This is a genomic window from Streptomyces sp. NPDC046308, assembly GCF_055588065.1.
Genome location: NZ_JBVJFB010000001.1, coordinates 206,604 through 227,318, shown reverse-complemented (window position 1 = coordinate 227,318; position 20,715 = coordinate 206,604). Strand labels below are relative to the sequence as shown.

The following is a 20,715-nucleotide window of genomic DNA, read 5'->3' as shown; positions in this document are numbered from 1 at the left end:
CCGTCAACCGCCGAGCACGGCCCGGCACTCCCGCCGGGCCGGCTCGCTCAGCAGCCCCCCGAACCGGCCGAACAACTCCAGGAGCGCGGCTCCCCACGCCTCACGGAAGGCGGGATCGACGCGCGCCAGGTCGAGCTCGTTGGCCGCCGACAGCTCCGCGACGTCCCGGCGCAGCTCCACGGCGGGGGAGTGGACCCGGCCGGTGAACCGGTCCCGGAAGGCGGCCTCCCCGTCGGCGAGCGTCGGATACGAGGCCGCCCGGTCGCAGGCGGCGTAGAGGTACACGATCGCCTCGGCCTCCTCGCCGATGACCTCGGCGAGCTCGACCCGCCGGGCGAGCGGCAGCAGGGCCTTGGGGAACCCGTCCGTGCCGTAGAGGGCGTGGCACAGGCCCGCCCGTTGCAGCGCGGGCCGCGCGCCCCAGGACGCGAGCAGCTGCCGTACGCGCTCCAGGTGCGCGAGCAGGGTCCCGCCGGGGTGGGCGAGGTCCTGCGCACCGAGCTCCCGCAACCATGCGACGGCGCGCTCCGACACGGGTGCTCCCTCGGTCGTGATGGTGGGTCGGCACCCGTCCACACCTTTTCGCCGGGGATCCGGACCCCGTGGCGATGGCGGGGACGGGTTGCCGCCCGGGCCCTGCACCGATCGTGATCCAGCCGAAACCCCAAGTCAATCCTCCGGTTTACTCCCCACCTGCAAGCGATATCTTGGGTGTTCGTGACCCTCGACGATCTTCGTGTGTTCGTGGCCGTCTGCCGTGCCGGCAGCCTCAGCGCCGTCGCCCGCGACCTCGGCTGCACCCAGTCGGCCGTCAGCCAGCACGTCCGCCGCCTGGAGAAACAGACCGGCACGAGCCTCCTGGAGCGCCACGCCCGCGGCGTCGTGCCCACGGAGGCGGGCCGCATCCTGCAGGCCGCCGCGGCGGACGGCATCGCCGGTCTCGACGGAGCCCTGCGCCGCGTGGACGACCTCGTACGGGGCGGCGGCGGCTCGGTGCGCGTCACCACCGGCGCGACGACCGTGCGGCACTTCATGTCCGAGGCCGTCGTCACCTTCCGCCGCCTCCACCCCGGGGTGAGCCTGGAGTTCCAGACCGAGAACTCCAGCCGCAGCTGCTTCGACGCTCTCGCCGCCGACGACCTGGACCTCGCCTGGATCACCATCGGCGGAGCGGTCCGCGGCATCGAACAGCGCCCGGTCATGGAACTGCCCTGGGTGCTCGCCGTCGGAGCCGACGACCCCCTCGCCGCCCGCCCGTCCATCGATCCCGCCGACCTCGCCGGCATCCGGCACATCCGGCTCCCGGAGAATTCCGCCTCCCGCGCCCACCTCGACGCCGCCTTCGCCGAGTCCGGCATCCGCGTACGCTCCGACACCAGCGTGGCCGACTGGGACACCGCCCTGCTCCTCGCCGAACTGGGCCTGGGTCACGCCGTCGTGCCCGCGCTGCCCGGCTGGCAGGTCCCCGGCGCCGACGGCCCGCTGCGCCTCGTACCCGTTCCCGCCCTGCCGCCGCTCGCGGTGGGCTGGGCGGTCCGCCGCTGGGCCGCCCTCGCCCCGCCGGCCCTCGCCTTCGCCGACGAGGTCGCCCGCAGCTGCCGGGCGCGCACGGCAGGCAGCCATGACGCCCCGGTGCACCCGCCAGCCACGGGGTCCGCCGGCTGACGAGGACGCGGGACGCGGGGCGGAGGATGATGGAGTGGCCGGGGACAGGGCCAGGCGTGCTCCCGTGGCCCGGCGGAGGAGGTGCACGTGCCATGACGGAGAACGACGGCGGTCCGGCGGCGCGCAATCTGGAGGAGGGCAAGCTCCTCAAGGAGCTGGAGGCCATCCACCGCACGCGCCACGAGACCCTGCTGCACGGGTCCGACGACGCGCTGGTCACCCATACGAAGCGGATGAACGAGCTGGAGCACGAGTACGTACGCCGCCATCCGCAGCGGGCCCAGACCGCGGGCCGCACCCGCTCCGGGGCCCGTGCCCGCGGTGGCGAGTAGTCACCGCGGGCCCGTCCCGTGCCCGGCGGCCGGCCGGGGAGACATCCCGGCCGACCGGACCGCCGTGCCCGGTTACCGGGCGGCGTAGGGGAGCAGGGCCATCTCGCGGGCGTTCTTGACCGCCCCGGCCAGCCGGCGCTGCTGCCGGGCGTTCACCCGGGTGACCCGGCGGCTGCGGATCTTGCCACGGTCCGAGACGAACTTCCGCAGCAGATCGGTGTCCTTGTAGTCGATGTACGTGATCTCGGCGGCGTCCAGCGGGTTGGGACGGGCCTTGACGGGCTTGTGGGGGTCGGGACGACGGGCCATGCGGATTCCTTCGGCTTGCGGGGCGGGTTGCGGGACACCCCCTAGGAGACGGGGTCGAGCAGCGCGCCGAAGGCGGTCGGCAGGCGCTTCCACGCCTCCCGCCCGGCGGCGTACTCGGCGTCGGTCAGCAGGCACGACTCGAGGAGTCGCGCCAGCCCTTCGCGGTCGAGACCGGGTGAGGTGAAGACCAGGTGCTGGCAGCAGTCGCCGTGCTCGGGGTGCCAGCCCAGGGCGGCGGCCGCCCTGCGCACGGGAGGCACCATCTCCCACGCGGCGTCCGGCAGCGAGGCCAGCCACGGGCCGCCGTTCTCCACGCAGAGCGCGCCGCCCGCGGCGTCCCATGCCAGCAGGGTGTCGGGACGGTCGGCGAGCCAGAAGCGGCCACGGCTGCGGGCCGCCGCACAGGCCAGGTCCTCCAGGGCCTCGTAGAGCCGCTGCGGGTGGAACGGCCGGTGGCGGTGCCAGACGAGGGTGGCCACTCCGGCCTCGTCCGCCTCATGAGGCAGCCGCGCGCAGGCCGGGTGCTGGGCGGCGGCGGCCGCCTCGGCGTCGAATCCGGCGAAGGCGACCCGCGCCAGCTCGCCGGTCCCGGTCTCCACCCGTCGAGCGGCCGGGTGCAGCTGGGCCAGCAGGGCGCGGTCCTCCGCCGCCGCGTCCGCCCCGTCGACGAGGGCGAGGACCGGCGCGTACTCCAGCTGCCGGGCCCAGGTGTCCCCGACGGTCCGCTGGTCGGTGACCGCCGAGGCGAGCCCCGCCTCCGCCAGGTCGTCCCCGTTGGCCAGGTACGGCAGGACGAGGGCGGGGTCCACGGCGGTGATCACATTGGTCAGGTCCAAGGCCGCGCCGCCGTGCGCGGCGACGACCTCGGCCATCGCGCGCGGCTCGACGGAGTCCCACAGCTCGACGACGGCGAGCCGGGTCACCCCGTCCGCGGCCAACCGCCGCAGCTCCGGGACGAGGTCCTCGCGCAGCGCGCAGCACGCGCAGTCGTTGACGAGCGGCGCCTCGCCCCGGGACAGCTCGCCCGAGGCGTCGCGCACCAGGCGCCGCACGGTGCCCTCGGCCGCGGTGGAGAGGTCGTGGTGCAGGGCGACACTGCCGGGCACGGTGGTGAGCAGCTCCCGCACCGCGCTCCGGCGGGCGTCCGAGTGCAGCCCGCCGACGATGACGACGGGCAGGGTCACGGCTTGCTCCCGTAGCGGCGCTGGAAGCGCTCGACGCGGCCGGCGGTGTCCAGGACGCGGGCGGTGCCGGTGTAGAAGGGGTGGCTCTTCGAGGAGATCTCCACGTCGATGACGGGGTAGGTGTGGCCGTCCTCCCACTCGACCGTCTTGTCGCTGGTGGCGGTCGACCGGGTGAGGAAGGCGAAGTCGGCGGCCTTGTCGCGGAAGACGACGGGGCCGTAGGCCGGGTGGATTCCGGGCTTCACGGAGTTGTGCTCCTAGGTGTCAGGGCGATCGAGGGGACCGGAGGGGGGACCGTGGGTCAGCGCTCTTCGCGGAAGTCGACGTGCCGGCGCACCACCGGGTCGAACTTGCGCAGCACCATGCGGTCCGGGTCGTTGCGCCGGTTCTTGCGGGTGACGTACGTGTAGCCGGTTCCGGCGGTGGAGCGGAGCTTGACGATCGGGCGTACTTCGTTGCGTGCCATGCGGCTAGTATATGGGAATGGTTTCCATTATCAATAAAGCCCTCGATGAGGGGCGTCACATCCGGCTCGCCCTCAGGGTGAAGGCGATGCGGGCGGTCGACGTCATGGGCGCCGAGAGTGCGGCGGCCCGGATCGAGGCGTGCGGAGTGAGGATCTGATGGCGAAGAAGAGCAAGATCGCGCGGAACGAGAGGCGCAAGACGGTCGTCGAGCGGTACGCCGCCCGGCGGGCGGAGTTGACGCGGGTGCTGCGGCGGCCGTCCTCGACCCCGGCCGAACGCGCCGCCGCGCTCACGGAGTTGAGGCGTCAGCCGCGCGACGCCAGTGTCACCCGGGTGCGTAACCGGGACGGCGTGGACGGGAGGCCGCGCGGGCACCTGCGCCGGTTCGGTCTCTCCCGCGTCCGCGTGCGTGAACAGGCGCACGCGGGATTCCTGCCGGGGGTCACCAAGTCCTCCTGGTGACCTTGCGGCGTAGCTTGGTGGGTCTTCTTTGCCTCGGATGAGACAATCTTGTATCGTTCGAGGCCAAGGAGGCTCATCGTCATGGTGTACGAGGAAGAACTGCTGGACGGCGCCGCCCGGGTGCTCGCCGGCGATCACAGCGCCTCGATGGTGCAGATCGCCGCCGGGATCGGCACCAGCCGCGCCACGCTCAGCCGTCGCTACGCGACCCGCGAGGCGCTGCTGAAGGCCGTCGCGGTCCGCGCGATCGAGGTGGTCGACGGGTGCCTGGCCCCGCTCGACCTGGCCGGGGACGCCGACGGGGACGCCTTCGACGCCGCCCTGGAGGATTTGGTCCTCGCCCTCCTGCCCGCCGCGCACCTCTACGGCTTCACCTCGCGCGACGCCACCGTGCTCGCGGACCCGGAGTTCCGGGCCGGCGTGGACCGGCAGGACCAGCGGGCCCTGGCCTTCCTCGCCCTGGGCCAGCGGCTGGGGCGGCTGCGCGCCGACCTGCCGCCGTACTGGATCTGGTACTCGCTCTGGGGCCTGCTCGACGCGGCCGCCGAGGGCGTACGCGACGGGCACCTCGCCCGCCGCCAGATCGGCCACCTGGTCCTGACCTCCTTCCTCAGCGGGACGCGGCCCGCCGCGCGGCCCCCCGCCGGCGACCCCGAACCCTGACCCGCGCGCCATCGTGCGCACCCCGTGCGCCCACCGCGAACGACTCCGAACGGAACCCGATGCACACCCCCGCGCCGGCCCCCCGCCGGTGGATCGTCCTGGCGATCCTCTCCGGCAGCCTCCTGCTCATCTCCATGGACACCACGATCCTCAACGTGGCCTTCCCCTCGCTCGTCGGCGACCTCCGGCCTGGCGCCGTACAGCAGCTGTGGATCATCGACGTCTACGCGCTCGCCCTGTCCGGACTGCTGGTCACCGCGGGCGCGCTCGGCGACCGCTGGGGGCGCAAGCGGCTGCTCATGGCGGGCTTCGGCATCTTCTCGCTGGCCTCGCTCATAGCCGTGTGCTCCACCGAGGCCTGGCACGTGATCGCCGCCCGCGCCCTGCTCGGCATCGGCGGCGCGGCCATCATGCCGTCCACCGTGTCGATCCTGCGCACCGTCTTCACCGACGCCAAGGAGCGCGCCTTCGCCCTCGCCGTCTGGGCGGCCGTCTTCGGCGGCGGCATGGCCTTCGGACCGGTGATCGGCGGGCTCCTCGTCCAGGACTACGGCTGGCACTCGGCCTTCCTGCTGAACCTTCCCGTCGCCGCCGTCATCGTCGCGGCCGGCCTGCGCTACCTGCCCGAATCGCGTGCCCCGCGCGGCAGTGGCGCCTGGGACTGGTGGGGCGTAGGCCAGTCCGTCGTCGGCATGCTCGCCCTCGCGGGCGGCATCAAGCAGCTGGGCAAGAGCGGAGTCGGCGACCCGCTGCCCTGGGTCCTGCTCCTCGTCGCCGCCGTCGCGCTGACCGTCTTCGTACGCCGCCAGCTGACCCTGGACAACCCGCTGTTGCAGGTCCGGCTGTTCGCCAAGCCCGCCTTCAGCGTCGCGGCGACCGCGATCTTCCTGCCCATGGTGGGCATGGGCGCGATCCTGTTCCTGGTCACCCAGTGGTTCCAGTACGGCGAGGGCTACACCCCGCTCCAAGCCGGAGTGCGCCTCCTGCCCGCCCCGCTCGCCCTGATCGCGGCCTCGATGCTGGCCCCTTCGCTGATGCAGCGCTTCGCGATCCGTCACGTGCTCGGCGCCGCACTGGTCGTCCTGGCCGCCGGCATGGCCCTGCCGTGGACGCTCCAGCAGTTCACCGACCTGGACTACCCGGCCTTCGCGGCGGCCCTGACCGTCATGGGCGCCGGCGCCGGCATCGCGACCACCGTGGCCTCGGTGACCCTGGTCTCCGCCGCACCCGCGGCCGAGGTCTCCAGCGCCGCCGCCATAGAGGAGACCTGCTACGAGCTCGGCTCGGCCATGGGCGTCGCCGTCCTCGGCTCCACCGCGGCCGTGCTCTACCGCAGCAACCTGCCCGCCCTCGGCCTGGACGGCCCCACCGCCGCCGCCGTACGGGACTCCGTCGGCGAGGCCGCGCACACCGCGGAGCGGCTGGGCGGCTCCGTCGGCCAGGCCCTGCTCGACACCGCCTCGCAGGCCTACACCCTGGCCATCACCCCTGCGTTCCTGCTGGCCGGCGGCCTCGCGGTCGTCGCGGCGGCCACCACGTGGTCGCTCATTCCGCGGGACCTGCGGCCCACCGAGAACCACTGAGCCGCGCCGGCCGGAACGCGGGCGCGGCGGGCGCCGGCCCCAGGGTGGTGGTGCCCGGAGCCGCCCGGTGGCCCAGGCCCGTGCGGTAGGCGTCCATCGCCGCCTCCACCCGGCCCGTACGCCGCATCAGGTCGCCCAGCAGCCGGCACAGATCGGCGAGGTCCCCGCTCGCCCCGCTGCGCTCCAGCAGCGCCAGCGCCTGCACGTAGTGCTCCTCGGCGGCCTCGGTGTCACCGCGCTCCTCGGCCATCAGACCGAGGAGCCGGTGCGCGCCGCCCGCGTGGACGGCGCCGTGGCGGTCCCCCAGCTCCAGCAGCGCGGAGAGCAGCCCGGCGGCCTCCTCGTACCGGCCGAGCTGGCGCAGTACGTCGGCCAGCTCGACCTCCACCTGGGCCGTGTAGAGACCTGCGCGCCGGGCCGACAGCATGTCCCGGGCCGTGCGCAGCTCCCGTTCCGCCGAGGCGAGCTCGCCGTTCTGGGCCTGTACGTAGCCGCGCATCCAGTGGCAGTGCGCCAGGTCCGTCCGCAGCCGCAACTGCCCGTAGATCGCCTGGGCCTTGGCCAGGGAGGCGTCGGCGTCGGCCACCCGCCCCTCGGCGAGGAAGGTCCGGGCCACCTGCCGGTGCATCCCGGCCACCAGCGCCGGATCGTTGACCTGCGGGGCCAGTGCGAGCGCGAGCTCGGCGGCGTGGGCGGCGCGGGCATGGGCGCCCATGTCGATGTACGGGCCGATGACCGCGGCGTGGAGCAGCACCAGCGCGTCCGGATCGGCCAGCCCGCTCGCGCCCAGCTCGTCGATGGTGGATTCCAGCAGGTAGCAGGCGTAGCGCAGTTCGCCGGCGAGCAGGTGGGCCACGGCGCGCCCGCGGATCGGCCGTGCGCGGCGGGGCAGCGGCTGGTCGGCCAGCAGGCGCTCGGCCGCCTCGAAGTGGGCGATCGCGTCCGGTAGTTCACCGGCCTCCAGGGCGCATTCGCCGAGCCCGAGCCGGGCCTCCGCCTGCTCGGGGACGAGCCCGAGGTCCTCCGCCTCGGCGATCAGGCGCCGGTAGCGTACGGCGGCCTCCGCGGCCTCGCCCGTGGCGAGCGTCTGCTGGGCGTCGGTGAGCGCGAGCCGCAGCTCGGTGGCCAGGTGGGCGGGGCGGCCGGTGGCCAGCTCCTCGTAGGAGGTGCCCAGGCGCGCGGCGAGGAAGCGCAGTGCCGTCTCGGAGGGGCGGACCTTGCCCGACTCCAGGGTGGAGACATAGGCCGAGGTGTAGGCCGGCTCGGCCAACTGCCTCTGGGTCAAGCCGAGTTCAGCGCGCATGCGCTGAACCCTACGGCCGATCAGGGCCGGTTCGTCCATGAAATCCCCCTGGTTGCTCGAACTCCCCAGTATTCAGGGGGAGCAGGCATTGCGCACCACCCGCGCGCCACCTAGTTTAAGCAACCACTTCAGCAGATTTATCAAGCTGCTTAACTTCCGTTCCCGGGGGAGGACTTCATGGTTCGAGTCAGACGTCCGGCCGTCCGCACGGCGCTGCGCGCCGCCGTCGCGATGGTCTGCGCAACCGCCGCGCTGGTGGCCGCGGGGCCCGCCGACGCGGCCGACCCGCCGGCCGCCGACAGCCGGGTGAAGGTGGAGATACCGGGGCCGGAGCAGGGCGGCGACGCCGGATCCGGCCACGCCCGCGTGCCGGCCGCGGGCGGCCCCGCGAAGAGCGCGGGCCGGCTCTCCCCGGCGCAGCGCGAGGCCGACGGCACCGTCACCAAGCTGATCGACAACGGCTCCACCGCCGACCGCCTCGACGTCGTCGTCATCGGTGACGGCTACACCGCCGCCGAGCTGGCGCGCTTCCACGCCGACGCCGAACAGAAGTGGGCCGAGGTGACGGCCGTCGAGCCGTACACGACGTACCGGAACCTCTTCAACGTCTGGACGGTCGACGCGGTCTCCCACGACTCCGGCGTCTCCGGCGACCCCGACCCCGCAACCGTCCGCGACACCGCCCTCGGCTCCTACTTCTGGTGCGAAGCCATCGAGCGGCTGCTCTGCGTCGACCAGCCCAAGGTGGACGCCTACGTGGCGAAGGCGCCGGCGGCCGACCTGGTCATCGTCCTGGCCAACAGCGCCAAGTACGGCGGGGCCGGCTACAACGAGCGCAGCGCCACCCTCGGCTACGAGGGGATCTCCACGGCCTCGGCGGGCCACCCGAAGTCCGGCCAGGTCGCCATCCACGAGACCGGCCACTCACTGGGCAAGCTCGCCGACGAGTACTTCTACCCCGGCCTCCCGGACTACGAGAAGTACACCGGCCCCGAACCCGCCGAATCCAACAGCACGGCGCTGACCGCCGACGCGATGGCCGCGCAGCGGGCCAAGTGGTACCGCTGGCTCGGCGAGGAGTCACCCGACGGCGGCACCGTGGGCGCCCACGAGGGCGGCAACTACTTCGTGACCGGGCTCTACCGGCCCACCGACAGCTCCCTCATGCGGGTCCTGGGCAAGCCCTTCAACCTGCCCGGCGTCGAGTCCATGATCGCCGGCTTCTACCAGCACGCGCGGATCGTCACCCCCCTCACCCCGACCGACCGCACCCTGCGGCTGCGCCACACGGCGAAGGCGTCCGTACCGCGGCTGAACGCGCCGGACGGCAGACAGCCGGTGGTCCGCTGGTACCTCGACGGCAGGGAGCTGAAGCGCTTCGAGGGCCGTACCGAGGTGCCGGTGGCGGAGCTGTGGCTGTTCGACCTCCGCACGCACCGGCTGTCGGTCACGGCCGAGGACCGTACGCCGTCGGTACGCGACCCGAAGACCATCCGCACGCTGCGGTCCACCGCCACCTGGACGGTCAGGCTCTGAGGCGCACCGCGCCCCGTACGCCCCTCGCATGCGGCTCACACCCGGCGCCAGCAGGCCAGCGCCCAGGAGAACAGTCCGAACAGCACGAGCCCGGCGCCGACCAGCACGAGCAGCCACGGTCCCGCCGGGGTCTCGGCGAAGGCCCTGAGGGTGTCGTCGACGCCCTTGGCCTGCGAGGGGTCGTAGCGCACGGCCGCGTAGACGAGGAAACCCCCGGCCGCCGTGAACAGCGCGCCGCGGGCCAGGCCGCCGGCCACCCCGAGGAACTCGACCGCCTTGCGGACGCCCTCGGGCACCCGGCCCATCTCCAACTGCTTGCGGAACGAGCGCCGGGCCGCCTGCACGGCGATCACGACGCCGCCCACGGCGATGGCCGCCCCCGCCGCCCCGACCCACCACGGGCCGCCCGGCGTGTCCATCACCTTCGACGTCACGTCGCGCGACTGCTCGTCACCGGACCGCCCACCACCGGATCCCGCCGCGAAGGACAGCACCGAGAACGCGACGACACCGTAGAAGACGGTCCGGGCCGCCGACGCGAGCCGCTTGGAGGCCTTGCCGCCGTCGGGACCGGCGGCGCCGAACACCGCCTCCGACAGCCGCCACAGCATCATGCACACGAGGCCGATTCCGACGGCCCACACCAGGAAACCACCGAAGGGCTTCTCCGCCAGTTCCTGCAGCGCGCCCGTGCGGTCCGCCTCCTGACCGCCTTCGCCGAACGCCACCCGCACGGCGAGCGCGCCGACGAGTACGTACAACAGGCCGCGCGCCGCCAGGCCGCACCGCGCCACCACCTCGCGGCCCGTGCTGCCCTGGGACCCGGTCCGCGCGCCCTCACGTGCCACTTGGCCGACCATGAGACCAGCCCCCCTTCCACTCGGGCCGGCGCGACGGGCGGACGCGTACGCGCCGGATCCGCGTGCCGGACGACTTGCCGTGCGGCTACCCGCAGCCCGCCCCTCCATGCGGTGCGGGCCCGGCCGTGCCCGGCGGCCGCGGACCGGCCGGCGGCAGCGCACCGGCCGGCGGCAGCGCACCGGCCGGCGGCCGCGCGACGGATCGCGGCGGCCACCGGCCGGGGTACGGGGGAGAGACGCGGGGCACGGGCTCCAGGGCTACATGGGGTCCATGCCGCGGTCGTCCATCCGGCCCTCCTGCTCGCTCTGCTCCTGGAGGCGACGGGCCTTCTCCTTGAGTCGGCGGCGCTCTTCCGGGTCGGTCGAACGCTCGGCCGCGTCGTTCAGTTCCTGGGCCTTGGCGCGCATCTGCTGGGACCGGCCGCGGGATTCGCCTGAAACACTCATGATGGCTCCTTGCATCAGTGGGAGAGCGGGCGGAATCAGCGAACCAGCACTGCCGGGCGCGCGCATCTCGAAGCGTCACCGAGCGTGATGCGCAGCCCTTGGCTCCTCCGGTCGCCCGCGGGCGGGAGCCGCACGCCGGGTGCCGGTCCGGTCAGTCCAGGTCGGTGTCCGCGCCGAGCGAGGTGGTGAGGGTGAACAGGGCTCCGTCCGGGTCGCGGAGCGTCACCCAGCGCTCCGTGGCGTTCGAGGCGATGTCCGAGACGGCGCGTCCGCCCAGCGCGACGGCGGCCTCGATCGCCGGCCGCAGCTTCGGCACGCGGAAGTGGACGTGCCAGCGGGGCCTGGTGTGCGGGGAGTAGGCGGCGAGCTCGACGGGGCCGCTGTTCAGGCGGGCCACGGGCTCACCGTCCTGCCGCAGGACGACCTGGTCCTCCTCGTAGGAGACCTCGCAGCACCCGGGGCGTTCCGTGGCCCATTCGAGCACCGCGCCGTAGAAGATCGCCGCGTCGAGGGCGTTGCGGGTCCGCAGTTCCAGCCAGGCCGGCAGCGGCCCCTTGCCCGCCCCCCAGTCCGCGGCCACGGCGCCCTCCCAGACCCCGAAGACCGCACCGTCCGGATCCGCGACGAGTGCGGCACGGCCGCCGGACTCGAAGGAGACCGGGCCGACGGCGATGGTGCCCGTCCGCTCCCGGACGCGGTCCACCGCCACATCGGCGTCGTCCACGGCGAAATACGGAGTCCAGGCCACCGCGACGCCCAGGTCCCCGGCCAGCGCTCCGATGCCCGCCACCGGGACCCGGTCCAGGTACGCCACCGAAAAGGCCTCGCCGAGGCGGGCCGGCCGGAACCTCCAGCCTGCGACCGCACCGTAGAAGCGCTGGGCCGTCTCGAGGTCGCGGGTCATCAGGCTCACCCAGCACGGCGCCCCGAAGACCTCCCTCGTCGAAATCTCCACCGCTCGCTCCGTCCCTGTGGCCCCCCGGTTCATTCTGGTACTTTTCGTGCCGTTCCTCGCGGCCGGCGACGGCGTGCGCACACGGAAGGTGTCCGAGAACCACGCTCCGTGTCGATCCCGCCCGGCGGCGTCCGGCGCTAGCCTCGGTTGCGGACGCCACCCCGCACGCCGGAAGGCAGGTCACCCATGGCCGGTTCCCAGGTTCCCGTCATCGATCTCGGGCCGTGGCGGTCCGGGGGGCCGCGGGAACGCGCCCGTACGGCCGCCCGCGTCGACGAGGCGCTGCGCGCGGCCGGCTTCCTGCTCGTGACCGGCCACGGCGTGGACCCCTCGCTGCCCGCGCGGATCAGGGAGGCGGCGCGCGCGTTCTTCCGGCTGCCGACCGCCGTGAAGGAGCCGTACGCCGTCACCGTCGGCGGGCGGGGCTGGCTCGGCCCGGGGGCGGAGGCCAACAGCTACGCCGAGGGCACGGCTTCACCGCCCGACCTCAAGGAGTCCTGGTCCTTCGCGGCGGACGACCCCACCGGCGACCCCTCCGTGGACGCCGAGTGGTTCCGGCCCAACACCTGGCCCGCCGAGGTGCCGGAGCTGCGGCCGCTGGTGACGGAGTACCTGGCCCGGATGCGGGTCCTCTCCGACGAGCTGCTGGTCCTCCTCGCCACCGCCCTCGGACTCGCCGAGGACCACTTCACGCGTCACACCGGACACCCCACCTGGGGGTTCAACCTCAACTGGTACCCCGGTACGGAGACCGTGGGCCCGCCGCTGCCCGGCCAGTTCCGCATCGGCGCGCACACCGACTTCGGCACGGTCACGGTCCTCGACCGGCAGCTCGGCGCGGGCGGGCCCCAGATCCACACCGATGCCGACGGGTGGCAGGACGCCCCCTACGACCCGGCCGCGCTCACCGTCAACATCGGGGACCTGATGGCCCGCTGGACGGGCGACCGCTGGCGCGCGGGCCGCCACCGCGTCCTGCCGCCGCCCGCCGACACCCCGGCCGAGGAACTGATCTCGCTCGTCTACTTCTACGAATGCGACGCGCACACCCGGGTGGAATCCCTCCCCGCCCCCGTCGGCCGGGTGGTGCACGACCCCGTCGACTCCCACACGTACCTGCGCGGCAAGCTCGACGCGATCAGCGTCACGGAGCCGGGCTGAGCCCCGCGACGCCATCGCCGGATGCGGGGAGAGGTGGTCTTTCGCAGCAGCTCCCGTCGTGGTCTCATGCCATATGAACAGGCGGACGCGCGAGGGTTACCAAGGGACCGGGCCGGGGGCGATCACGCCGGACGGGTGTGCGGTCGAGCTGTACGAGCGGCTCCCCGTGGGCGACGAGCCCGAGATCATCGGGCGGGCGGTCCCCGCCGAGGCCCGCATCCTCGAACTGGGATCCGGTGTGGGCCGCGTGACGCATCCGCTGGTCGAGCGCGGCTTCACCGTCACGGCCGTCGACGAATCCCCCCAGATGCTGGAGCGAGTCCACGGCGCCCGCACCGTGTGCAGTCCGATCGAGGAACTGGAACTCGACGAGCGCTTCGATGTGGTGTTGCTGGGGTCGTTCCTCGTCCACGCCGGTGATCCGCGAGTGCGCCGGGGGCTGCTGCGTACCTGTCGACGGCATGTCGCGGACGACGGCTGCGTACTGATCCAGCGGGAGGGCGAAGGCAGGCACGAGAACCTGCCGCACGAGCGGCAGATCGCCGGCGGTCTCGTCCGGGTGCTGTCCTCCGATCCGGTGAGCCCCGGTGTGCGGTCCGTCCACGTCGAATATGTCTTCCCGGACGTCCGGTGGACCCAGACGTTCCTGTCACGCCCCTTGACCACCGAGGGCTTTGAACTCGCCTTGCGCGAGGCGGGACTTGCCGTCGACGCCTATCTGACCGGCGACCGCACCTGGGTGCGGGCCCTGCCGGTCACCGGCCGTCCGTAGCCGGACCACGCGGGTTCCGGAGCCGGTGTCAGTGCGGGTCGGTACGGTCGGAACATGAGAGCTACTGGAACGTTCAGCGTCAAGGCGTTCGTCCCGACCGAGCTGAAACCGGATCCCGCGGTGTCCACCGGGCTTCCCGTGGGTGTGGCGACGATGGAGAAGGCGTTCGAGGGCGAGGTGGCCGGCCGCTCGGCGACCTTGTTCACCGCCGCGTTCGACCAGGAGACCGGCGTCGGCACCTATGTGGCCATGGAGTCCTTCGAGGGCTCCCTGCACGGCCGGGAGGGGGCGTTCAACTTCGCGCACTCGGCGACCACCTCCGGCAGCGACCGCACCGCGGAGTTCTTCACCATCGTGCCCTCCAGCGGCGCCGGTGAACTGGCCGGAATCTCCGGCGCCGGGGGCATGGCGGTCGATCCGGACGGCACCCACCGGATCTGGTTCGACTACCGCCTCGACTGAGCCACAAGCACCCAGGTGACCAGTCCGGAGCAGGTCGGGAACGCCGCGGCGAGCACCCCGCCCGCGAGGGTGACGGTGGCGCCGGGCGCCCGGACCCCGAGCCGGTGGAGGCGGGCCGAGACGGTGGCGAGCCGGCGGCGAAGCGCAGGGACTGAGGCCCGGACAGCGGCCGGATGAGACCTGAGGCGGAGGCGGGACCTACCCGGGAGGTACGGGGTGATCCCTCTGCGAGTTGACGATCCGTCTACTGCCGCTGCATAGCCTCGGATTCATGAACCGACGCAGAGCTGTCGCCTCAGCCGCCCTAGTCGCCCTGCTCCTGCCGCTCCCGCTCGCCGGCGCGGGTACCGCCGTCGCGGCGGACTCGCCGTCCGCCGCCGCGCAGCTGCGCACCGCGGTGGAACTGCCGCGCCCCACCGGCCGGTTCGCCGTCGGCCGGGAGGACCTGCACCTGGTGGACCACAGCCGTACCGACCCCTGGGCCGGATCGGGCCCGCGCGAGCTGATGGTCACCATGCGCTACCCGGCCCGGCGCGACACCGGCGGCCCCGCGCGCTACCTCACCGACGAGGAGGCCCGGCTGCTGCTGGTCGACCGCGGACTCGACCAGGTCATCCCCGTCGCGACCCTGACCGGCACGGTGAGCGCCTCCCGCACCCACGCCCGTCCCCTCGCCGGACGGTACCCGCTGGTCGTGCTCTCCCCGGGCTTCACCGTCCACCGCTCCACGCTCACCGCGCTCGCCGAGGACCTTGCCTCCCGCGGCTACGTCGTCGCCTCCGTCGACCACGCCTACGAGAGCGTCGGCACCGCCTTCCCCGGCGGGCGCGTGCTGAAGTGCCTGGCCTGCGAGAAGACCGAGGCGGGCACGCCCATGCGGACGGTCAGCGACACCCGCGGCCGCGACGTGTCCTTCCTGCTGGACCGCCTCACCGGACGCCACCCCGCCTGGCGCCACGCCGGCCTCATCGACCAGAGCCGCATCGCGATGGCGGGACACTCCATCGGCGGGGCCTCCGCGGTCGCCGCGATGGCCCTCGACCCCAGGATCCGCGCCGGGGTGAACATGGACGGCGGACTCCACACCCCGGTCCCCGACGCCGGACTCGGAGGCCGCCCCTTCATGTTCCTCGGCGAGCAGCGCAGCGCCCCCGGCGGCATCACGTCGTGGGACGACAACTGGCCCAAGCTCGACGGCTGGAAGCGCTGGATCACCTTCGCGGACTCGGGCCACTTCACCTTCAGCGACTTCCCGGCGATCGGCGAGCAGCTCGGCCTCCCCGACCAGGACGCCCCGCTGCCCGGAGCCCGCTCCGTCGAGCTGACCCGGCGTTATGTCGCCGCCTTCGTCGACCAGCACCTCAAGGGCATCCCGCGGCCCCTTCTCGACGGCCCCTCGCCCGACGCGCCGGAGGTCCGCTTCCACACCCCCTGAACCGCCGCTCAGACCACGGTCACCGGGTGCCGCACGACCGCGTCGAAGAGGTAGCCCTGCGTGTTGTGGACCGAGGTCTCGGGCTGCGTCCGCCCGCTCGCGTCGGTCGCCCGCGCCAGCAGCGCCGTCGCACCTGTCGTCCGCGGGGTCCACGGCAGCGACCAGCGCACCCAGCTGCCCCGGCGCGGGGCGTCGTGCATCCGGGCCCGCCGCCAGTGGCCGCCCCCGTCCGTGCTGACCTCGACGCGCGTGACGAGGGCCGCCGCCGACCAGGAACGGCCGGTCAGCAGCCGGGTCCGGTCCACCGGAACGGTGGCCCCCAGCTCCAGCTCGAAGGCGCTCTTGAGGGTCTGCCGGGTCAGCGGGGCGCTGCCCTGCGCCGGGTACTCGGGCCCGAACAGCCGGTACAGGTCGGTGTTCCACGGCGAGTACAGCGGCTCGTCGCTCACCTCGATGTCCCCGACCCACTTGATCGAGGAGATCCCGACCCAGTCCGGTACGACGAGGCGCACCGGACCGCCGTGGTCGGGCGGCAGCGGCTGCCCGTTCATCTCGTACGCGAGCAGGACGTCGTCCAGTGCCTTCGCCACCGGCAGCGGGCGGCGCACCCGGCCCAAATTCACCCCGTTCGCGACCACCTCGTCGTCCAGTCCCCTCGGCAGCACGTCGACGGCCCCGCGGGTGACCCCGGCCAGCCGCAGCACGTCCGACAGCCGCGCCCCGCGCCAGCGCGCCACCCCGATGGCCCCCAGGGTCCAGGCGGTGCCGGTCACCGGCTGCCCCTGCTGCGTGGTGTAGAAGCTCCGGCCGTTGCCCGCGCACTCGATGAACAGCGTCCGCTCGACCGCCCGCAGGGCCCGCAGCCGCTCGTACGAGAACTCCACCGGGTCGCCCGCCAGCCCGTCGCCCCACACCTTCAGCCGCCACCCGGCCGCGTCGACGCGCGGGGTGGAGGTGTGGTTGCGGACGAAGAACCGGTCGATCGGGGTGAGCGGGCCGGTCCCGCGCAGCGCCGCGAAGTTCGTCTCCGCGTTGGTGCCGCGGAGCGTGAACAGCTCGGGCGGCAGCGGTTTGACGGTGACGGGCCCGGCGGCCGCGGCGACGGGCGGGTTCGGCGCGGCCGCGGCCGGTGAGCCCGAGCCGGCGGTCGAGCCCGCGGCCGCGGCCGGTGCGCCCGTCGCCACGCCCAGCGATCCGGCGGCCGCCCCGACCGCGAACAGCTTCAGCAGGTCGCGGCGGTCCACTCCGGCGGAGCGGGCGTGGCCGCGGGCCCACTGCCGCAGGCGCGTGCGGTCGTACCGGCTCTCGTCCGACAGGTCGAAGGGCATGGCGGGTTTCTCCTCGGTCGCGGTTCCCGACGGACCGTAGAGGTCCCGGGCGGGCCGCGGGAACCTTCCCAGAGCGATGGCCACGCACTCGAAACACTGCCGCAACGGCCGATTACCGCTGGTCGGCGGAATTTCGGCAGGATGTGGGGCATGACCGAGATCCGTACCCCCCGCCTCCTCCTCCGCCGCTGGACCGACGACGACCTCGTCCCCCTGTCGGAGATCAACGCCGACCCGGAGGTGATGCGCTGGATCGGTGACGGATCCACCCTCGGCCTCGACGAGACGGCCGAGGAGATCGAGCGCTGGGAGGAGGAGTGGGACGACGAGGGCTTCGGGCTCTTCGCCGTCGAGCTCCTCGCCTCCGGTGAACTCATCGGCGCCGTCGGCCTCTCGGTCCTCGAGAACCTGCCGGACGCCCGGGCGGACGTGCAGATCAGCTGGCGGCTCGGCCGCCAGTACTGGGGCCAGGGCTACGCCTCCGAGGCCGCTCACGCCACCCTGGAGTTCGCCCTCCAGGACCGTGGCCTGGACCGGGTCGTCGCGATCAACCGGATGAGCAACACCGACTCCGAGAACGTGATCCGCAAGCTGGGCATGGTGATGGAACGCGACACCACCGACCCCCGGTACCAGACGTCCGTGCGGATCCACGGCATCGACCTCACGGAATACGAGGCCTGATCCGGCCGTCCCGCATCAGCCGATCGGACGACCCCCGGGTCGGCCGGACCGCTCCCGTGCTCCGTCCACCGGGCGGACCGGCCGGGGCCCCGGCGCGGCGAGCATGGACCGGGGGAGCGGGAGGGCGTACGCGGCCCTCCCCGCCCCGGAGCCGAGAGGGACACCATGAACGCGCACGACCGACTGCTCCTCGACGGCGCCCGCCGCGGCGACGCGACGGCGGTGAGCGCCGCGCTCGCCGCGGGCGCCGCCGTGGAAGCCCGCGACGAGCAGCTGCGCACCCCGCTGCTGCTCGCCGCGCTCGGCGACCACCTGGCCGCGGCCGGGGTGCTGCTCGCCGCCGGAGCCGACCCGAACGCCCCGGACTCCCGGGAGGACAGCCCCTGGCTGGTCACCGGCGTCACCGGCAGCGTCCGGATGATGCGCCTGCTGCTACCCGCCGGGCCCGACCTGAAGCAGCTCAACCGCTTCGGCGGGATCTCCCTCATCCCGGCCGCCGAGCGCGGGCACACCGCGTACGTGCGGGCGGTGCTCGACGAGACGGACATCGACGTCGACCACGTCAACCGGCTCGGCTGGACCGCCCTGCTGGAAGCGGTGATCCTCGGCGACGGCGGGCCCCGCCACGAGGAGGTCGTCGCCCTCCTGCTCGCCGCCGGAGCCGCTCCCGAACTGGCCGACCACGACGGGGTGACCCCGTACGAGCACGCCGTACGCCGCGGGTTCCAGGGCATGGCACGGATCCTGCGCGCGGCCGGATCGGCCGGGGTCGGTGCGGCCGACGGGGCCGGCGGGACGGCCGGGAAAGAGCCGGGGAGCGGCCGGTGAACCGCCGCGCACGGGACGCCCGTACCGCCCTCGCGGCGCTCGCCGCGGCCCTGCTGCTCGCCGCCTGCGCCCAGGCCGGGACCCCGGCGACGTCCGCGACCGCCTCGGCCTCCGCGACGCCGAGCCCGGCTCCGTCCGCGGCCTTCCCGCTGCCCGCCACCGCGCCGACCCCGCAAGGGCTGCTCCTGACCGCCGACTTCGGGGCCGACACCGTCACCTTCGTGGACCCGGCGCGCGGAGCGGTCGCCTCCGTCGCCGTGGGCCGGGCCCCGTACGGACTGGCCGTCGGCGCGGACGGCCGCGCGTGGGTGGCCACGGCCGAGGGCCTCGCCGTCGTCGACACCCGCGGCCGCTCCCTGGTGGCGCGCGTCCCGTACCGCACGGGCACCGGACCGGTCATCGACGGCGAGTACCGCGGCGGCGGCATGGGCGTCGCGCTCTCGCCCGACGGCGCGCACGCCTTCGTCGGGGTCAACGTCCCCGGCACCACCGGCGTCCTGGAGGTCGTGGACACGGCGACGCGCCGGGTCACCGCCGTCGTACCGGTGGGCCGGCGCCCCTTCGACGTGGACGTGTCGGCCGACGGCGCCGAGGTGTACGTCACGGGCCACGACTCCTTCGACGTCACCGTCGTCCCGGCCGGGTCGCTGCGGCCCCGCCGGATCGAGGTCGCCCCGTACGGCACCGGGGGCGGGCTCGGCTCCTGGCTGAAGCCGCACTACGCGGCCGTCCGCCCGGCCGACGGGAAACTGCTGCTCCCCTTCGAGGGCGAGCGGCTCGCCGTCGTCGACCCGCGCAGCGGCCGGACCACCGTCGAGCCGATGACCGCGGACACCCACCAGCACGGCGCCACCGTCACCGCCGACGGCCGGCTCCTGGTGGTCGGCACGGGAGCGGTGGAGCCCGGCGCCGGCAAGGGCCCGTCGCTGACGGTGCGTTCCCCGGACGGCACCGAGCGGGTGTACCCGCTGGAGGGCCCGCACGAGGACGTGGCCGTGTCCCGGGACGGCCGGACCGCGTACGTCACGGGCGGCTACACCCGCGACGGCCACTGGAACGGCATCACGGTCGTCGACCTGGAGTCGGGCGCCGCCCGCCGCCTCCCGGCGGGTGCCAGGCCCCTCGGCATCGCCGTCCTCTGAGCGGGCCCCGGTCAGTCGGGCGCGGTCCCCGGAGCCCGCGCCGCGCCGCCCCGGCGGACCGAGGCGAGCGCGGCGGCGTGCAGGGCGGCCGGATCGCCGTGGTGGGGGAGCGGGCTGCCGGAGAGGGTGTACCACTCGTCGGCGCCCTCGTACTGGATGTCGAAACGGACCATGTCCCCGGCCACGGCGGTGGTGCACAGCGTGAGCGGGCCGGTGATGACGCCGACCTCGTCGGTCATGGCGCCGCCCGGCCCGGGAGTCACCCCGTCCTGCCACCGCCGGTGGTGTCCCCCGGTCATGAGGCGCAGGTGTCGAGCATTGTGGTGAGCATCTTCTTCTCCGCTTCGGTGATGGTCAGCCCGTACGTGGACTTCACGGTGGTCCAGGCCCGTCCGTACTGGCACCAGCTCGACCTGTCCGGCGGCTGCCACAGGTCCGGGCTCTGGTCGCCCTTGGAACGGTTCGACGCCGCCGTCACGGCGAGCAGCTGAGGGTTGGTCAGGTCGTTGGCGAAGGCCTTGCGCTTGGCGGCGTCCCAGCCGGCCGCGCCGGAGCGCCACCCCTCGGCGAGCGGGACCATGTGGTCGATGTCCATCTTCGCGGCGTCGGTGACGGCCACCCCGTCGTACAGGCTCTTCCAGCTGCCGGACACCGCCCGGCACTCCGCGTCCCGTTTGACGCCGGAGCCGTCGCGCTCCAGGACCACCTCACGGGTGTCGCACTTGTCGCCCTGCTGGGCCCAATGCGTGAACTTGTCCCGGCTGTAGCCGGCCATCGTGCCCACCGGCGCCACCTTCAGGGCCGCCAACCGGGTCCGCGCCTCGGCGGCGCTGACCAGCCCCGGCAGCACGTCCCCGCCGACCGGCTTGGAGTCCGGCTTCGAGCCGCGATCCGAGTCCGGGGGCTGCGCGGTCCGCGTGGCCGACGGTTTCGCGTCCCCGCCGCCCGGCCCGGCCGTGCCGGAGCAACCGGCCGCGCCCGCCGCCAGCAGCACGGCCGCCAGGATCGCACCCGGCACACCTATCTGACGTCCCATAACCCCACCCCTTGCCGACCGCGCCGCGCACCTGTCCCCGGAAGACTACCCAGAATCGGACATAAAACCGGATGCTGACCCTCCGGCGGGCGTTGTCAGTG

26 protein-coding genes are annotated in these 20,715 nt (G+C 73.9%); 14 read left to right on the top strand and 12 right to left on the bottom strand.

The genetic code is table 11. From position 1 onward, the window contains the following. Positions 1-3 precede the first annotated feature (3 nt). On the bottom strand, positions 4-534 hold the full coding sequence (locus ACZ6JT_RS01050; protein WP_469205866.1) for a DUF6817 domain-containing protein: 531 nt from the start codon (positions 532-534) through the stop codon (positions 4-6). A gap of 183 nt (positions 535-717) precedes the next feature. Between ACZ6JT_RS01050 and ACZ6JT_RS01045 the strand changes: the two genes are divergently transcribed. Further along, entirely contained in the window at positions 718-1,665 is a 948-nt protein-coding gene (locus ACZ6JT_RS01045; protein ID WP_469205864.1) for a LysR family transcriptional regulator, read from the top strand. 92 nt (positions 1,666-1,757) lie between these two features. Then, a complete protein-coding gene (locus ACZ6JT_RS01040) occupies positions 1,758-1,997 on the top strand; it encodes a DUF6158 family protein (protein ID WP_469205862.1) in 240 nt (79 codons plus the stop codon). Between the two features lie 72 nt (positions 1,998-2,069). On the opposite strand, the gene rpsR is transcribed toward ACZ6JT_RS01040, so the two are convergent. The 4 genes from rpsR to rpmG are packed head-to-tail and all read right to left on the bottom strand — an operon-like array spanning position 2,070 to position 3,956. Next, complete coding sequence (rpsR, locus tag ACZ6JT_RS01035; protein WP_469205859.1) at positions 2,070-2,306, bottom strand: 30S ribosomal protein S18; 237 nt, start codon at positions 2,304-2,306, stop codon at positions 2,070-2,072. Positions 2,307-2,347: 41 nt separating this feature from the next. Further along, complete coding sequence (locus ACZ6JT_RS01030; RefSeq protein ID WP_469205858.1) at positions 2,348-3,490, bottom strand: CobW family GTP-binding protein; 1,143 nt, start codon at positions 3,488-3,490, stop codon at positions 2,348-2,350. Further along, positions 3,487-3,735 carry a type B 50S ribosomal protein L31 gene (locus ACZ6JT_RS01025; RefSeq protein ID WP_362812001.1) on the bottom strand — a complete coding sequence of 83 codons (249 nt, stop codon included), beginning with the start codon at positions 3,733-3,735 and terminating at the stop codon, positions 3,487-3,489. The genes ACZ6JT_RS01030 and ACZ6JT_RS01025 overlap by 4 nt, the downstream gene beginning before the upstream one ends. A gap of 56 nt (positions 3,736-3,791) precedes the next feature. Further along, positions 3,792-3,956 (bottom strand): 50S ribosomal protein L33, encoded by a 165-nt coding sequence (gene rpmG, locus ACZ6JT_RS01020; protein ID WP_030162346.1) that lies wholly within the window; start codon positions 3,954-3,956, stop codon positions 3,792-3,794. A gap of 17 nt (positions 3,957-3,973) precedes the next feature. Between rpmG and ACZ6JT_RS01015 the strand changes: the two genes are divergently transcribed. The 4 genes from ACZ6JT_RS01015 to ACZ6JT_RS01000 all read left to right on the top strand — a co-directional run bounded on the left by ACZ6JT_RS01015 (position 3,974) and on the right by ACZ6JT_RS01000 (position 6,665). After that, positions 3,974-4,114, top strand: coding sequence for a hypothetical protein (locus ACZ6JT_RS01015; protein WP_469205856.1), 141 nt, complete (start codon positions 3,974-3,976; stop codon positions 4,112-4,114). Continuing rightward, a complete protein-coding gene (gene rpsN / locus ACZ6JT_RS01010) occupies positions 4,114-4,419 on the top strand; it encodes a 30S ribosomal protein S14 (protein WP_469205854.1) in 306 nt (101 codons plus the stop codon). The genes ACZ6JT_RS01015 and rpsN overlap by 1 nt, the downstream gene beginning before the upstream one ends. Positions 4,420-4,500: 81 nt before the next feature. After that, positions 4,501-5,082 carry a TetR/AcrR family transcriptional regulator gene (locus tag ACZ6JT_RS01005; protein WP_469205853.1) on the top strand — a complete coding sequence of 194 codons (582 nt, stop codon included), beginning with the start codon at positions 4,501-4,503 and terminating at the stop codon, positions 5,080-5,082. 59 nt (positions 5,083-5,141) lie between these two features. After that, entirely contained in the window at positions 5,142-6,665 is a 1,524-nt protein-coding gene (locus tag ACZ6JT_RS01000) for an MFS transporter (RefSeq protein WP_469205851.1), read from the top strand. Here the strand turns inward: ACZ6JT_RS01000 and ACZ6JT_RS00995 are convergent. Beyond that, positions 6,628-8,007 carry a helix-turn-helix domain-containing protein gene (locus ACZ6JT_RS00995; protein ID WP_469205849.1) on the bottom strand — a complete coding sequence of 460 codons (1,380 nt, stop codon included), beginning with the start codon at positions 8,005-8,007 and terminating at the stop codon, positions 6,628-6,630. The two genes, ACZ6JT_RS01000 and ACZ6JT_RS00995, sit on opposite strands and share 38 nt — an antisense overlap. Before the next feature lie 138 nt (positions 8,008-8,145). Between ACZ6JT_RS00995 and ACZ6JT_RS00990 the strand changes: the two genes are divergently transcribed. Next, entirely contained in the window at positions 8,146-9,504 is a 1,359-nt protein-coding gene (locus ACZ6JT_RS00990) for a M64 family metallopeptidase (RefSeq protein WP_469205847.1), read from the top strand. 35 nt (positions 9,505-9,539) lie between these two features. Here the strand turns inward: ACZ6JT_RS00990 and ACZ6JT_RS00985 are convergent, their stop codons facing one another. From ACZ6JT_RS00985 to ACZ6JT_RS00975, 3 genes are all read right to left on the bottom strand, one after another. After that, positions 9,540-10,364: a DUF1206 domain-containing protein gene (locus tag ACZ6JT_RS00985; RefSeq protein WP_469205845.1), complete on the bottom strand. Its 825-nt coding sequence runs from the start codon at positions 10,362-10,364 to the stop codon at positions 9,540-9,542. A 258-nt stretch (positions 10,365-10,622) separates the two neighbouring features. Continuing rightward, entirely contained in the window at positions 10,623-10,811 is a 189-nt protein-coding gene (locus ACZ6JT_RS00980; RefSeq protein ID WP_030384902.1) for a DUF6381 family protein, read from the bottom strand. Between the two features lie 151 nt (positions 10,812-10,962). After that, positions 10,963-11,715, bottom strand: coding sequence for a VOC family protein (locus tag ACZ6JT_RS00975; protein WP_469208122.1), 753 nt, complete (start codon positions 11,713-11,715; stop codon positions 10,963-10,965). Between the two features lie 237 nt (positions 11,716-11,952). Here ACZ6JT_RS00975 and ACZ6JT_RS00970 point away from each other — a divergent pair, with 237 nt between their 5' ends. The 4 genes from ACZ6JT_RS00970 to ACZ6JT_RS00955 all read left to right on the top strand — a co-directional run bounded on the left by ACZ6JT_RS00970 (position 11,953) and on the right by ACZ6JT_RS00955 (position 15,596). Next, positions 11,953-12,927 carry an isopenicillin N synthase family dioxygenase gene (locus ACZ6JT_RS00970; RefSeq protein ID WP_469205844.1) on the top strand — a complete coding sequence of 325 codons (975 nt, stop codon included), beginning with the start codon at positions 11,953-11,955 and terminating at the stop codon, positions 12,925-12,927. A 73-nt stretch (positions 12,928-13,000) separates the two neighbouring features. Continuing rightward, positions 13,001-13,699 carry a class I SAM-dependent methyltransferase gene (locus ACZ6JT_RS00965; protein WP_469205842.1) on the top strand — a complete coding sequence of 233 codons (699 nt, stop codon included), beginning with the start codon at positions 13,001-13,003 and terminating at the stop codon, positions 13,697-13,699. Between the two features lie 54 nt (positions 13,700-13,753). Then, positions 13,754-14,161 carry a DUF3224 domain-containing protein gene (locus ACZ6JT_RS00960; protein ID WP_469205840.1) on the top strand — a complete coding sequence of 136 codons (408 nt, stop codon included), beginning with the start codon at positions 13,754-13,756 and terminating at the stop codon, positions 14,159-14,161. Positions 14,162-14,432: 271 nt separating this feature from the next. Further along, positions 14,433-15,596 (top strand): alpha/beta hydrolase family protein, encoded by a 1,164-nt coding sequence (locus tag ACZ6JT_RS00955; RefSeq protein ID WP_469205837.1) that lies wholly within the window; start codon positions 14,433-14,435, stop codon positions 15,594-15,596. An 8-nt stretch (positions 15,597-15,604) separates the two neighbouring features. On the opposite strand, the gene ACZ6JT_RS00950 is transcribed toward ACZ6JT_RS00955, so the two are convergent. Next, entirely contained in the window at positions 15,605-16,924 is a 1,320-nt protein-coding gene (locus ACZ6JT_RS00950) for a sulfite oxidase (protein WP_469205835.1), read from the bottom strand. A gap of 150 nt (positions 16,925-17,074) precedes the next feature. Here ACZ6JT_RS00950 and ACZ6JT_RS00945 point away from each other — a divergent pair, with 150 nt between their 5' ends. The 3 genes from ACZ6JT_RS00945 (at position 17,075) to ACZ6JT_RS00935 (ending at position 19,578) form a co-directional block, all read left to right on the top strand. Then, positions 17,075-17,608, top strand: a complete 534-nt coding sequence (locus ACZ6JT_RS00945; protein ID WP_469205833.1) for a GNAT family N-acetyltransferase — start codon at positions 17,075-17,077, stop codon at positions 17,606-17,608. 165 nt (positions 17,609-17,773) lie between these two features. Then, entirely contained in the window at positions 17,774-18,436 is a 663-nt protein-coding gene (locus ACZ6JT_RS00940; protein WP_469205831.1) for an ankyrin repeat domain-containing protein, read from the top strand. Beyond that, a complete protein-coding gene (locus ACZ6JT_RS00935; protein ID WP_469205828.1) occupies positions 18,433-19,578 on the top strand; it encodes a YncE family protein in 1,146 nt (381 codons plus the stop codon). Before ACZ6JT_RS00940 ends, ACZ6JT_RS00935 begins: the two co-directional genes overlap by 4 nt. An 11-nt stretch (positions 19,579-19,589) precedes the next feature. Here the strand turns inward: ACZ6JT_RS00935 and ACZ6JT_RS00930 are convergent, their stop codons facing one another. Continuing rightward, positions 19,590-19,877 (bottom strand): hypothetical protein, encoded by a 288-nt coding sequence (locus ACZ6JT_RS00930; protein WP_469205826.1) that lies wholly within the window; start codon positions 19,875-19,877, stop codon positions 19,590-19,592. Then, entirely contained in the window at positions 19,874-20,614 is a 741-nt protein-coding gene (locus tag ACZ6JT_RS00925; protein ID WP_469205824.1) for an HNH endonuclease family protein, read from the bottom strand. The genes ACZ6JT_RS00930 and ACZ6JT_RS00925 overlap by 4 nt, the downstream gene beginning before the upstream one ends. Between the last annotated feature and the right edge of the window lie 101 nt (positions 20,615-20,715).

What these genes read in the sequence shown, in the direction of transcription:
- ACZ6JT_RS01000 (WP_469205851.1), top strand. Translation starts at nt 5,142, where the DNA reads ATGCACACCCCCGCGCCGGCCCCCCGCCGGTGGATCGTCCTGGCGATC.
- ACZ6JT_RS00960 (WP_469205840.1), top strand. Translation starts at nt 13,754, where the DNA reads ATGAGAGCTACTGGAACGTTCAGCGTCAAGGCGTTCGTCCCGACCGAG.
- ACZ6JT_RS00975 (WP_469208122.1), bottom strand. Translation starts at nt 11,715, where the DNA reads ATGACCCGCGACCTCGAGACGGCCCAGCGCTTCTACGGTGCGGTCGCA.
- rpsN (WP_469205854.1), top strand. Translation starts at nt 4,114, where the DNA reads ATGGCGAAGAAGAGCAAGATCGCGCGGAACGAGAGGCGCAAGACGGTC.
- ACZ6JT_RS00930 (WP_469205826.1), bottom strand. Translation starts at nt 19,877, where the DNA reads ATGACCGGGGGACACCACCGGCGGTGGCAGGACGGGGTGACTCCCGGG.
- ACZ6JT_RS01005 (WP_469205853.1), top strand. Translation starts at nt 4,501, where the DNA reads ATGGTGTACGAGGAAGAACTGCTGGACGGCGCCGCCCGGGTGCTCGCC.
- ACZ6JT_RS00980 (WP_030384902.1), bottom strand. Translation starts at nt 10,811, where the DNA reads ATGAGTGTTTCAGGCGAATCCCGCGGCCGGTCCCAGCAGATGCGCGCC.
- ACZ6JT_RS00970 (WP_469205844.1), top strand. Translation starts at nt 11,953, where the DNA reads ATGGCCGGTTCCCAGGTTCCCGTCATCGATCTCGGGCCGTGGCGGTCC.
- ACZ6JT_RS00995 (WP_469205849.1), bottom strand. Translation starts at nt 8,007, where the DNA reads ATGGACGAACCGGCCCTGATCGGCCGTAGGGTTCAGCGCATGCGCGCT.
- ACZ6JT_RS00965 (WP_469205842.1), top strand. Translation starts at nt 13,001, where the DNA reads ATGAACAGGCGGACGCGCGAGGGTTACCAAGGGACCGGGCCGGGGGCG.
- rpsR (WP_469205859.1), bottom strand. Translation starts at nt 2,306, where the DNA reads ATGGCCCGTCGTCCCGACCCCCACAAGCCCGTCAAGGCCCGTCCCAAC.
- ACZ6JT_RS00985 (WP_469205845.1), bottom strand. Translation starts at nt 10,364, where the DNA reads ATGGTCGGCCAAGTGGCACGTGAGGGCGCGCGGACCGGGTCCCAGGGC.
- rpmG (WP_030162346.1), bottom strand. Translation starts at nt 3,956, where the DNA reads ATGGCACGCAACGAAGTACGCCCGATCGTCAAGCTCCGCTCCACCGCC.
- ACZ6JT_RS00955 (WP_469205837.1), top strand. Translation starts at nt 14,433, where the DNA reads ATGAACCGACGCAGAGCTGTCGCCTCAGCCGCCCTAGTCGCCCTGCTC.
- ACZ6JT_RS00940 (WP_469205831.1), top strand. Translation starts at nt 17,774, where the DNA reads ATGAACGCGCACGACCGACTGCTCCTCGACGGCGCCCGCCGCGGCGAC.
- ACZ6JT_RS00950 (WP_469205835.1), bottom strand. Translation starts at nt 16,924, where the DNA reads ATGCCCTTCGACCTGTCGGACGAGAGCCGGTACGACCGCACGCGCCTG.
- ACZ6JT_RS01015 (WP_469205856.1), top strand. Translation starts at nt 3,974, where the DNA reads ATGGTTTCCATTATCAATAAAGCCCTCGATGAGGGGCGTCACATCCGG.
- ACZ6JT_RS00925 (WP_469205824.1), bottom strand. Translation starts at nt 20,614, where the DNA reads ATGGGACGTCAGATAGGTGTGCCGGGTGCGATCCTGGCGGCCGTGCTG.
- ACZ6JT_RS00945 (WP_469205833.1), top strand. Translation starts at nt 17,075, where the DNA reads ATGACCGAGATCCGTACCCCCCGCCTCCTCCTCCGCCGCTGGACCGAC.
- ACZ6JT_RS01040 (WP_469205862.1), top strand. Translation starts at nt 1,758, where the DNA reads ATGACGGAGAACGACGGCGGTCCGGCGGCGCGCAATCTGGAGGAGGGC.
- ACZ6JT_RS00990 (WP_469205847.1), top strand. Translation starts at nt 8,146, where the DNA reads ATGGTTCGAGTCAGACGTCCGGCCGTCCGCACGGCGCTGCGCGCCGCC.